The 11204-nt window shown below is 69.8% G+C and carries 10 protein-coding genes, 1 rRNA gene, 1 pseudogene and 1 riboswitch; of the genes and pseudogenes, 11 read left to right on the top strand and 1 reads right to left on the bottom strand.

Features of this window, described 5'->3' with window-relative positions:
- The first annotated feature begins 10 nt into the window (after positions 1 to 10).
- From rrf to IF37_RS0133190, 11 genes and pseudogenes are all read left to right on the top strand, one after another.
- Positions 11 to 127: ribosomal RNA gene (gene rrf / locus IF37_RS0133240) — 5S ribosomal RNA — on the top strand.
- 107 nt (positions 128 to 234) lie between these two features.
- Positions 235 to 843, top strand: a complete 609-nt coding sequence (locus IF37_RS0133235; RefSeq protein ID WP_030751325.1) for a CDP-alcohol phosphatidyltransferase family protein — start codon at positions 235 to 237, stop codon at positions 841 to 843.
- A 116-nt stretch (positions 844 to 959) separates the two neighbouring features.
- Positions 960 to 3455: a mannose-1-phosphate guanyltransferase gene (locus IF37_RS0133230; protein ID WP_030751322.1), complete on the top strand. Its 2496-nt coding sequence runs from the start codon at positions 960 to 962 to the stop codon at positions 3453 to 3455.
- A 174-nt stretch (positions 3456 to 3629) separates the two neighbouring features.
- Positions 3630 to 4547: a DUF881 domain-containing protein gene (locus tag IF37_RS0133225; protein ID WP_106981905.1), complete on the top strand. Its 918-nt coding sequence runs from the start codon at positions 3630 to 3632 to the stop codon at positions 4545 to 4547.
- Positions 4544 to 4876 (top strand): small basic family protein, encoded by a 333-nt coding sequence (locus tag IF37_RS0133220; protein WP_003988855.1) that lies wholly within the window; start codon positions 4544 to 4546, stop codon positions 4874 to 4876. The genes IF37_RS0133225 and IF37_RS0133220 overlap by 4 nt, the downstream gene beginning before the upstream one ends.
- Before the next feature lie 5 nt (positions 4877 to 4881).
- A complete protein-coding gene (locus tag IF37_RS0133215) occupies positions 4882 to 5742 on the top strand; it encodes a DUF881 domain-containing protein (protein ID WP_030751314.1) in 861 nt (286 codons plus the stop codon).
- Between the two features lie 190 nt (positions 5743 to 5932).
- Positions 5933 to 6760, top strand: coding sequence for an FHA domain-containing protein (locus tag IF37_RS42940; RefSeq protein WP_216725865.1), 828 nt, complete (start codon positions 5933 to 5935; stop codon positions 6758 to 6760).
- 45 nt (positions 6761 to 6805) lie between these two features.
- Complete coding sequence (locus tag IF37_RS0133205; RefSeq protein WP_030751308.1) at positions 6806 to 7540, top strand: MerR family transcriptional regulator; 735 nt, start codon at positions 6806 to 6808, stop codon at positions 7538 to 7540.
- A gap of 85 nt (positions 7541 to 7625) precedes the next feature.
- Positions 7626 to 8099: a bifunctional nuclease family protein gene (locus IF37_RS0133200; RefSeq protein ID WP_004934251.1), complete on the top strand. Its 474-nt coding sequence runs from the start codon at positions 7626 to 7628 to the stop codon at positions 8097 to 8099.
- Positions 8100 to 8360: 261 nt separating this feature from the next.
- A complete protein-coding gene (locus tag IF37_RS0133195; protein WP_079166005.1) occupies positions 8361 to 9044 on the top strand; it encodes a MerR family transcriptional regulator in 684 nt (227 codons plus the stop codon).
- A gap of 68 nt (positions 9045 to 9112) precedes the next feature.
- Positions 9113 to 10438, top strand: a pseudogene (locus IF37_RS0133190) (DNA polymerase IV); the annotation flags it as partial.
- Between the two features lie 140 nt (positions 10439 to 10578).
- Here the strand turns inward: IF37_RS0133190 and IF37_RS0133185 are convergent.
- Positions 10579 to 10950, bottom strand: a complete 372-nt coding sequence (locus IF37_RS0133185; protein ID WP_030751298.1) for a PRC-barrel domain-containing protein — start codon at positions 10948 to 10950, stop codon at positions 10579 to 10581.
- Positions 10951 to 11069: 119 nt separating this feature from the next.
- Positions 11070 to 11164, top strand: a riboswitch (glycine riboswitch).
- Positions 11165 to 11204: the final 40 nt, after the last annotated feature.

Raw genomic sequence — 11204 nt, 5'->3', positions numbered from 1 at the left:
TTCATAGTGTTTCGGTGGTCATAGCGTGAGGGAAACGCCCGGTTACATTCCGAACCCGGAAGCTAAGCCTCACAGCGCCGATGGTACTGCAGGGGGGACTCTGTGGGAGAGTAGGACGCCGCCGAACTCCTTTTACAGCTCCGGCTCCTGGGCACTGCCCAGGAGCCGGAGCTTTTTTGCGTTGAGGTAAGGTCAGGGGGCATCGTTGGCTCGTTTCGCACAGGAGGCCCCCGGGTGGAGGTCCAGGAGACCCGTGTCCAGACAGACCGGGTCCTCACCATCCCCAACATCCTCAGCATGGCACGGCTCGTCGGCGTACCCCTCTTCCTGTGGTTGATCCTCAGGCCGGAGTTCGGCGGTCCCAAGAGCGATGGCTGGGCCCTCCTCATCCTGGCCCTGAGCGGGGTCAGCGACTATCTCGACGGCAAGCTCGCCCGGCGCTGGAACCAGATCAGCAACCTGGGCCGGCTCCTCGACCCCGCCGCCGACCGCCTCTACGTGCTTTCCACGCTGGTCGGCCTCACCTGGCGGGAGATCCTGCCACTGTGGCTGACCGGCCTCCTGCTGGCCCGGGAACTGGTCCTGCTGGTGATGGTGGGCATCCTCCGCAGGCACGGGTATCCGCCGCCGCAGGTGAACTTCCTCGGCAAGGCCGCCACCTTCAACCTGATGTATGCCTTCCCGCTCCTGCTCCTCAGTGACGGAAGTGGTTGGATCGCGTCACTCGCTGCAATTTTCGGATGGGCGTTCGCCGGATGGGGTACAACCCTCTATTGGTGGGCAGGAGTGCTTTACGTGGTTCAGGTCCGCCGATTGGTTCGCGCGGACGCCATGGCCGATTGAGCCCGGCGATTGTCCGGACACACAACGCCTCGATGGCCCCCGATGGAAAAGTGCGGGACAATCTGGACGGGTGAAGTCGGCTAGACCGTCGTCTCTTGGAGGAGGACGCTTCCGACATGAAGGCCGTCGTGATGGCCGGGGGCGAAGGCACACGCCTGCGCCCCATGACCTCTAGCATGCCCAAGCCGCTCCTGCCCGTGGCAAACCGCCCGATCATGGAGCACGTGCTACGGCTGCTCAAAAGGCACGGGCTCACCGAGACCGTTGTCACCGTGCAGTTCCTGGCATCGCTCGTCAAGAACTACTTCGGTGACGGCGAAGAGCTCGGCATGGAGCTCACCTATGCCAATGAGGAGAAGCCACTCGGTACCGCCGGAAGCGTCAAGAACGCCGAGGAGGCGTTGAAGGACGATGCCTTCCTGGTGATCTCCGGTGATGCCCTGACCGACTTCGACCTCACGGAGCTGATCAATTTCCACAAGGAGAAGGGCGCGCTGGTCACGGTCTGTCTGACGCGCGTACCCAATCCGCTGGAGTTCGGCATCACCATCGTCGACGAGGAGGGCAAGGTCGAACGCTTCCTGGAGAAGCCGACCTGGGGACAGGTCTTCTCCGACACGGTGAACACGGGCATCTACGTCATGGAGCCCGAGGTCTTCGACTACGTCGAGGCCGATGTTCCCGTCGACTGGTCCGGCGATGTCTTCCCGCAGCTGATGAAGGAGGGCAAGCCGGTCTACGGCTATGTCGCCGAGGGCTACTGGGAGGACGTCGGCACGCACGAGAGCTATGTGAAGGCCCAGGCGGACGTCCTGGAGGGCAAGGTCGACGTCGACATCGACGGATTCGAGCTGTCCCCGGGCGTGTGGGTGGCCGAGGGAGCCGAGGTGCACCCCGACGCCGTACTGCGCGGACCGCTGTACATCGGCGACTACGCCAAGGTCGAGGCCGGCGCGGAGATCCGCGAACACACCGTCGTCGGCTCGAACGTCGTCGTCAAGAGCGGTGCCTTCCTGCACAAGGCCGTCGTGCACGACAACGTGTACGTCGGGCAGCACAGCAACCTGCGGGGCTGTGTCGTCGGCAAGAACACCGACATCATGCGGGCCGCCCGGATCGAGGACGGTGCGGTCATCGGCGACGAGTGCCTGATCGGTGAGGAATCGATCGTCCAGGGCAACGTCCGCGTGTACCCGTTCAAGACCATCGAGGCCGGCGCCTTCGTCAACACCTCGGTGATCTGGGAGTCGCGGGGACAGGCCCATCTGTTCGGCGCCCGCGGCGTCTCCGGCATCCTCAACGTGGAGATCACGCCCGAGCTGGCGGTGCGGCTGGCCGGCGCCTACGCGACGACCCTGAAGAAGGGCGCCACCGTCACCACCGCCCGTGACCACTCCCGCGGTGCCCGCGCGCTCAAGCGTGCGGTGATCTCCGCGCTCCAGGCCAGCGCCATCGACGTACGCGACCTGGAGAACGTGCCGCTGCCCGTGGCCCGGCAGCAGACCGCGCGGGGCAGCGCCGGCGGCATCATGATCCGGACCTCGCCGGGTGTGCCGGACTCGGTCGACATCATGTTCTTCGACGGCAACGGCGCGGATCTGTCGCAGGGCAGCCAGCGCAAGCTCGACCGGGTGTTCGCGCGCCAGGAGTACCGGCGGGCGTTCCCGGGCGAGATCGGCGACCTGTACTTCCCGGCGAGCGTCTTCGACTCGTACACCGGCTCGCTGCTGCGGAACGTCGACACGACCGGGATAGCGGAGTCCGGCCTCAAGGTCGTCGTGGACGCCTCCAACGGCAGCGCCGGACTCGTGCTGCCCAGCCTTCTCGGCAAGCTCGGCGTGGACTCGCTGACCATCAACCCCGGTCTCGACGAGTCCCGGCCCACGGAGACCGCGGAGGTGCGGCGCAACGGGCTGGTGCGGCTCGGGGAGATCGTGGCCTCCTCGGGTGCCGCTTTCGGTGTGCGGTTCGACCCCGTCGGCGAGCGGCTGTCGCTCGTGGACGAGAAGGGCCGGATCATCGAGGACGACCGGGCGCTGCTCGTGATGCTGGACCTGGTGGCCGCCGAACGGCGCAGCGGGCGGGTGGCGCTGCCCGTCACCACCACCCGGATCGCCGAGCAGGTGGCCGCCTACCACGGCACCCAGGTCGAGTGGACCACCACCTCGCCGGACGACCTCACGCGCGTCGGCGGTGAGGAAGGCACCATCTTCGGCGGTGACGGCAAGGGCGGGTTCATCGTCCCCGAGTTCAGCAGGGTGTACGACGGCACGGCCGCCTTCGTACGGCTGATCGGGCTGGTGGCGCGCACGCAGCTGACGCTCAGCCAGATCGACGCCCGGATCCCGCGGGCACACGTGCTCAAGCGGGACCTGGCGACCCCGTGGGCCGTCAAGGGTCTGGTGATGCGGCGCGTGGTCGAGGAGGCCGGGGACCGCCATGTCGACACGACCGACGGTGTGCGGGTCGTGGAGAGCGACGGGCGCTGGGTGATGGTGCTGCCCGATCCGGCCGAGGCCGTCACCCATCTGTGGGCGGAGGGCCCCGACGACGCCTCCGCGCAGGCGCTGCTGGACGAGTGGTCGGCCGTCGTGGACAGCGCCGGCCGGTAAGGGCCGTTGAGCAGGCGGAAGGCCCGGGGACACCGGTACGGTGTTCCCGGGCCTTCCGGCGTTCCGTGACGGCGAAAACCACCGGCACGCGCGCGTGCCGGACAAGTGTCCCCAAGGGGGCCTGTCCGGCACGCCGGTGGGGCCGTTCGGAGGTACTGCCCGCGACGTGCGACGATGTGCGGCATGCCGCAGCAACCCCCCGTTCGGAGCAGCCCCACGCGGCCGCAGCGCCCGGACGCCTCCATGTCGTTGATCACCAACGTCATGGACCACAGCCTCGACGACGGGTACGCCGAGGCCGCCGCCCGGAGGAAGTCGCGGGGCGAGAGCGGTCTGCCGAAGACGCTCCGGGCCAGGCTGGGCCTGGCCGCAGGTCTCGTCCTCGCGGCGCTGGTGGTGACCGTGGGCGCGGCACAGGCACGGGTGACGGCGCCCGTGGTGGCCAAGGAGCGCCAGGAGCTGATCGACCGCATCGACAGCGAGACCGCGGACGCGGACGAGCTGGAGAGCACCGTCGACAAGCTGCGCGACGACGTCGGCGCGCGCCAGCGGGCGGCCCTGAAGTCGAGCGGCGGCAGCGCCGAGGCGGACCTGGCGGGTCTGCTGTCGGGCGCCACCGCGGTGCACGGCCCCGGCGTCAAGCTCGTCGTGAACGACGCCAAGGAGGCCAGCGCCGGCGGTGACGCGTCCAACCCCCGGGAGACGTCGGACTTCTCCGACACCGGCCGGTTGCGCGACCGCGACATGCAGCGCGTGGTCAACGGTCTGTGGGCCTCCGGAGCCGAGGCGATCTCCATCAACGGGCAGCGGCTGACCGCCCTGTCCGCGGTCAGGGCCGCGGGAGACGCGATACTGGTCGACAACAGGCCGCTGGTGCCGCCGTACACGGTGCTGGCGGTAGGGGACGGAGAGAGGCTGAGCACCAGGTTCCGCAACAGTGCCGACGGCCTGTATCTGCACGCCCTGGAGGAGCAGTACGGCATCCGCGCCACCATCGCCGCGGAGGGCGACATCCGGTTGCCCGCCGCACCCAGTGTGATCGTACGCATAGCACAGCCGAAGTCCGAGAAAACCGGGAAGGGCACATCGTGATCGCCGTACTGGGCCTCGTCGTGGGAGTCGTGGCCGGCCTGTTGGTCCGGCCCGAGGTTCCGGCGGTCGTGGAGCCTTATCTGCCGATCGCCGTCGTCGCCGCGCTGGACGCCGTCTTCGGTGGTCTGCGGGCCATGCTGGACGGCATCTTCGACGACAAGGTCTTCGTGGTGTCGTTCCTGTCGAACGTGGTCGTCGCCGCCCTCATCGTGTTCCTGGGCGACAAATTGGGCGTGGGGGCGCAGCTGTCCACGGGCGTCGTCGTGGTCCTGGGCATCCGCATCTTCTCCAACGCCGCGGCGATCCGACGGCACGTGTTCCGGGCGTGACGACCATGAGTGACCAGCAGAACGGCCGGAACGGCCGGACCGAACATCATCCCGGCCACCGGCTGCGCAGGGAACTGCCAGCCGAGGTGCCCGCGCCCGCGGCCGCGGCCGGGGAGGACGCCCAGGAGCCGGCCGAGCGGCCCCTCACGGGCCGGCAGCGGCTCGTCAAGGGCCTGTGGCCGCCGCGTTTCACCCGCGCGCAACTCATCGTGGCGCTGCTGCTGTTCGGCCTCGGCTTCGGCCTGGCCGTACAGGTGGCGTCCAACAGCGACACCGACAGCGCGCTGCGCGGCGCACGTCAGGAAGATCTTGTACGCATCCTCGATGAACTGGATTCGCGTACTCAGCGTCTTGAGGACGAGAAGCAGGGACTCGAGAAGCAGCGTCAGGAGCTCCAGAGCAGCTCCGACCAGGCCGCGGAGGCCCGCAGGCAGACCGCCGAGAAGGGCAGACAACTCGGCATCCTGGCGGGCACCGTGGCGGCGCAGGGTCCCGGCATCACCATGACGATCGAGGACACGAAGGGAACGGTCCAGGCGGACATGCTGCTCGACGCGATCCAGGAGTTGCGCGCGGCCGGCGCGGAGGCGATCCAGGTCAACGGGGTGCGGGTGGTCGCCGGCACCTACTTCACCGATGCCGGCAAGAGTGTGAGCGTCGACGGGAACAAGATCAACGCTCCGTATCGTTTCAAGGTCATCGGCAAGCCGCAGGACCTCGAGCCGGCGTTGAACATTCCCGGGGGCGTGGTGCAGACCCTGGAGAAGGAGCAGGCCACGGTGGTTGTGGAGCGGTCGGACAAGATCGTCGTGGACGCCTTGCGACAAGGGAAGCAGCCTGACTACGCTCGGTCGTCCTCCCAGTGAACCGGCGGTGCATGGTGGCCGTCCCGCAGGGGCATGAGGTTGCGGGGGGTCGGCGCACCGAAGGGGTGGTGCGTGGTGGAAACTGTCTGGTGGTTACGGACGTTGTGAGAATGTCCGGCTCGGCCGGTGTAGGCAATCAGGGTTCGTCCTGCCCCACGGGCGGGTCTGTTTCGGTCAAGGGGAATCGCCCGTGAAGTTGTTTGCGAAGTTGTTCGGCAAGAGCGCGCGAGAGGGCGGCGACAACGCGACCGCCCGTCATCGCGCACAGCCTGACGCGGAGGGCCAGCGCCCGCTGTTCCGGGACCAGGTCGCTGGTCCGGGCGGTGACATTTCGGGAGGTCAGGGCGCGGCGTCTGTTGACCCTGCCCAGTCCGGCGGCATAGGTTTCGGGCAACCGTCAACCTCAGGTACGGGTGGAGGGTTTGCCAACCCGTACGCGTCCAACGCCCCGGCGGGGCAGCCGCGGCAGGAGGATCCGTCGATGTCGGTCCTGGTGTGTTCGAGGTGCGGTAACCGCAATGCGGAGAACGCCCGGTTCTGTTCCAACTGCGGGGCGCCGTTGCGTCCCGGGGTGGCGCCGGAGCGGGCTTCCGAGACGACGTCCACGATCTCGATCTCCGGTCTGGAGGCGTACGACTCCGAGGCGACCGGCCAGACGCCGCTGCCGATGCTCTCCCCGGAGGCACAGGCCGCGGTGGAGGCGCTGCCGCTGGGCTCGGCGCTGCTGGTCGTGCGACGGGGTCCGAACTCGGGCAGCCGCTTCCTGCTGGACAGCGACCTGACGACGGCGGGCCGCCATCCGCAGAGCGACATCTTCCTGGACGACGTGACGGTCTCCCGGCGGCACGTGGAGTTCCGGCGCTCCCCGGACGGCTCCTTCACGGTGGCCGACGTGGGCAGCCTGAACGGCACGTACGTCAACCGGGAGCGCATCGACCAGGTCGCCCTGTCGAACGGTGACGAGGTGCAGATCGGCAAGTACCGGCTGGTGTTCTACGCGAGCCGGCAGGCCGTCTGACCCGCCCCCGGACTCAACGCCGGGGGGGACTCCCAGGGAAGGTCCATGCTTCAAACACCGAGTGGCGGTGCCGGAAGCGGTACCGCCGCCAGGGACGGGCTGATGAGCATCGGCACGGTGCTGAACGCGCTGCGCGACGAGTTCCCCGAGGTCACGATTTCCAAGATTCGCTTCCTGGAGTCGGAGGGGCTCGTGGAGCCGCGGCGGACTCCGTCGGGGTACCGCAAGTTCAGCGCCGGGGACGTCGAGCGCCTCGGTCACATCCTGCGGATGCAGCGGGACCACTATCTGCCGCTCAAGGTGATCCGGGAGCATCTGGACGCCATGGAGCGGGGCGAGGCCGCCCCGCTGCCCCTGGTCGGGCGCCAGCGCACCGCCGAGGACGTGCCGGCGCCCGTGGAGGGCCCCACGGTGGCCAGGGTCGGCAAGGCCGAGCTGCTGGCCGCGGCCGACATCGACGAGGCCGAGCTGAAGGAGTGGGAGTCCTACGGGCTCATCGCTCCCCTGGAGGACGGGGCGTACGACGCCGAGGCCGTCACCGTGGCCGCCCTCGTCGCCGAACTGGGCCGGTTCGGGATCGAGCCGCGCCACCTGCGGCTCATGAAGGCCGCCGCCGACCGTGAGGCGGGACTGGTCGACCAGGTGGTGGCCCCGCTCAAGCGCCACCGCAACCCGCAGACCAGGGCGCACGCCGAGGCCCGTACGAAGGAGCTGGCGGGCCTCACGATGAAGCTGCACGCGGCCCTGGTGAAGACCGCTCTCGGGGTCCGGCTGCCCTGAGGGACGGGGGCGGGGAGGGGCCGGATCGGGCACCTGTTCCCGGCCCGACTACCCAAACGTCCCGGGCACGGCCTAGGGTTGCTGTGTGAACGAGCTCGATGTCGTAGGTGTCCGGGTCGAAATGCCCTCCAACCAACCGATCGTGCTCCTGCGCGAAGTGGGAGGCGACCGTTACCTCCCCATCTGGATCGGGCCGGGGGAGGCGACGGCGATCGCTTTCGCCCAGCAGGGCATGGCCCCCGCACGACCGCTGACCCACGACCTGTTCAAGGACGTGCTGGAGGCCGTCGGCCAGGAGCTGACCGAAGTGCGTATCACCGATCTGCGGGAAGGCGTCTTCTACGCGGAGCTGGTGTTCGCCAGTGGGGTCGAGGTCAGCGCCCGCCCCTCCGATGCCATAGCGCTGGCTCTGCGCACCGGCACGCCGATCTACGGCAGTGACACGGTGCTGGACGACGCGGGCATCGCCATTCCGGACGAGCAGGAGGACGAGGTGGAGAAGTTCCGCGAGTTCCTCGACCAGATCTCGCCCGAGGACTTCGGCACGAGCAATCAGTGAGACGCGCGGCCGGCCGGCCGCGCCGGGGTTCTCCCCGGTGCGGCCGGCGGCTCCGCGCGGCCGACGCCCCGGCAATTGCCTCCGGCCAGTGAGAGCGTCCTACGGCTCCCCGTGAGCGCATTCGGCTAGCCTTTCCCCGCGGTGGGACACGGGAAACCACTCCTAGGGTGATTATCACTCGGCGTGGCGAGTGTGGCGATCGTTGACGCACCCCTGGTGACTGCCTACCGTCGAGAAGGCAGGTCAAGGACGGAGGTCGGCGTGGGAACGAGCGGCGACGGTACGGCTGGGGGTGCCCCCGGACGCGGTTTCGGGGAGAGCGGTCCGTACTCGCCCCCGAGTTCGCGACCGCGCCCAGGCGAGGGACATGCCCATCCCGGCGGCGCGGTGGAGCACGCTCCGCAGCTGCCGACGGCGGTGCCGAACGGCGGAGGGGTGGCGTCCATGACGTCCGAGGAGATCGGCTATCGCGGGCCCACGGCCTGCGCCGCTGCCGGCATCACCTACCGGCAGCTCGACTACTGGGCGCGCACCGGTCTGGTCGAGCCCAGCGTACGGCCCGCCTACGGGTCGGGCACCCAGCGGCTGTACAGCTTCCGGGACGTCGTCGTCCTGAAGATCGTGAAGCGGTTCCTGGACACCGGGGTGTCGCTCCAGAACATCCGCACGGCCGTGCAGCACCTCAGGGAACGCGGTTTCCGCGACCTGGAGCGGATGACCCTGATGAGCGACGGCGCCACGGTGTACGAGTGCACCTCGCCGGACGAGGTCCACGCGCTGCTCCAGGGCGGCCAGGGCATCTTCGGCATCGCCGTCGGCGTGGTGTGGCGGGACGTCGAGAACGCCCTCTCCCAGCTGCACGGCGAGCGCGTCGACACCGGCGAGACCCTCGTCGGGCACAACCCCGCGGACGAGCTGGCACGCCGCCGCAACCGGGCGGTCTGACCGCCGGACCCGCCGCCGGGCGCCCCGGCACCACCGCATTGTCAGTGCCGTGGTGCAGCATCGGACATGTGAGAAACGCGCCCACGATCCTGCACCTCGACATGGACGCCTTCTTCGCCTCGGTGGAGCAGGCGTCCAAGCCGAGCCTGCGCGGGAAGGCGGTCGTCGTGGGCGGGCTCGGACCACGCGGTGTGGTGGCCACCGCGTCGTACGAGGCACGGCTGTTCGGGGTCCACTCGGCGATGCCCATGGCGCAGGCGCGCCGGCTGGCGCCCAACGCGGCGTACCTGGTGCCGCGCTTCACCCTGTACCGGTCGATCAGCGAGCAGGTGATGGCGCTGCTGCGGGAGCTGTCGCCGCTGGTGGAGCCGCTGAGCCTGGACGAGGCGTTCGTGGATCTGGAGGCCGCGGGAGCCGCCGGTGACGCCGAGTCGGCGCGGCGGGCCGGGGAGCGGCTGCGCGCGGACATCCGGGCGGTGACCGGGCTCACCGGCTCGGTGGGGCTCGCCGCCTCCAAGATGCTGGCGAAGATCGCCTCCGAGCAGGCCAAGCCGGACGGCCTGGTGCTGATCGAGCCGGGGACCGAGCGGGCGCTGCTGGGACCGATGCCGGTGCGTACCCTGCCGGGGGTCGGACCGGCCACCGGCGACCATCTGCGCCGGGCCGGGATCACCACGGTGCAGGAGCTGGCCGAGGCGGGCGAGGACGAGCTGGTGCGGCTGCTGGGCAAGGCGCACGGACAGGCCCTGTACGCGATGGCCCTGGCCCGGGACGAGCGGCCGGTGGTGGCCGAGCGGGAGGCCAAGTCGGTGTCGGTGGAGGACACCTACGACGTGGACATCCACGACCGGTCGCGGGTCGGTCTGGAGGTGCGGCGGCTGGCCGACCGGTGCGTGCGGCGGCTGCGCGGGGCCGGGCTGTCCGGGCGGACCATCGTGCTCAAGGTGCGGCGGTACGACTTCTCCACACTGACCCGTTCCGAGACGCTCCGGGGGCCCACGGACGACCCCGCGGTCATCCGGGAGGCGGCGGCGCGGCTGCTGGATTCCGTGGACACCACGGGCGGGGTGCGGCTGCTCGGGGTGGGGGTGTCCGGACTCGCCGACTACACCCAGGAGGACCTGTTCGCGCAGGCGATGCCGGTGACGCCGGAGGAGGAGCCGGAGGGGGGTGCGGCCGAGGCCGTCGTGGAGCGGCCGGAGCCCGCCGAGCGGCAGTGGCGGGCGGGGCAGGACCTGCGGCACGCCGAGCACGGGCACGGGTGGGTGCAGGGGAGCGGGCTGGGGCGGGTGACCGTGCGGTTCGAGACGCCCCTGTCCGAGCCGGGCCGGGTGCGGACGTTCCTCGTGGACGACCCCGCGCTGGCGTCGGCCGAGCCGTTGCCGCTGGTGGCGGCGGCCGGTGCCGCCCGGTCGCCGGCTCGGGACGGTCCGCCCGGCGGCGACCGTCCCCGCGCCGCGCCCGGGACGCCGGAGGAAACGGCGGAGGAGGCGGAAGAGGCGGGAGGGGTCGGCAGGACTGGAGGGGCCGGGGCTCAGGTCTCCTCCGAGCCCGCGAGCTTGCCGAAGTCGTGGTCCGGGACCGTGGGGGGTGGGGCGACGTCGAGGCCGTAGTGGTGGTAGAGCTGGAGTTCCTGGTCGGGGGAGAGGTGGCGGCCCACGCCGAAGTCGGGGGCGTCCTTGATCAGGGCGCGCTCGAAGGGGACGCGCAGGGCGCCGTCGACGAGTTCGCTGGGCTCCAGTGGGACGAAGGCGTCCCGGGAGAAGAGGCCGGTGCGTATGGCCGCCCACTCGGGCACTCCGGTGGCGTCGTCGAGGTACACCTCGTCGATGGTGCCGATCTTGGTGCCATTGCGGTCGAACGCCTTGCGGCCGATCAGGTTGCGCGGATCGATGTCGGTCTGCACGGCCCCTCTCCCTCCACTTGGTCGCACCTCATCCGTAAGCACTACAAAAGAGCACATTCAACGAGGCGGCCACTCGAAGGATGCGGCATTGACCTCGCTGGTAGGCTGACAGCGGCTGCTGACCCCGTGCGGGAGAGTCCTCCGACCACCTCGGAGGCGCCGAAGGAGCAACTCCTCCCCGGAATCTCTCAGGCTCACGTACCGCACGGACGAGGTCACTCTGGAAAGCAGGGCGGGCGTCGACAGCTCCCGCC

It is taken from the genome of Streptomyces sp. NRRL S-31 (genome assembly GCF_000718775.1).
In the GTDB taxonomy this organism is placed as follows: Bacteria; Actinomycetota; Actinomycetes; order Streptomycetales; family Streptomycetaceae; genus Streptomyces.
This window is presented reverse-complemented; position numbering and strand designations above follow the sequence as displayed.

Coding starts and splice junctions, on each gene's coding strand:
- IF37_RS0133205 (WP_030751308.1), top strand. CDS start 6,806: ATGCTTCAAACACCGAGTGGCGGTGCCGGAAGCGGTACCGCCGCCAGG.
- IF37_RS0133215 (WP_030751314.1), top strand. CDS start 4,882: ATGAGTGACCAGCAGAACGGCCGGAACGGCCGGACCGAACATCATCCC.
- IF37_RS0133230 (WP_030751322.1), top strand. CDS start 960: ATGAAGGCCGTCGTGATGGCCGGGGGCGAAGGCACACGCCTGCGCCCC.
- IF37_RS0133225 (WP_106981905.1), top strand. CDS start 3,630: ATGTGCGGCATGCCGCAGCAACCCCCCGTTCGGAGCAGCCCCACGCGG.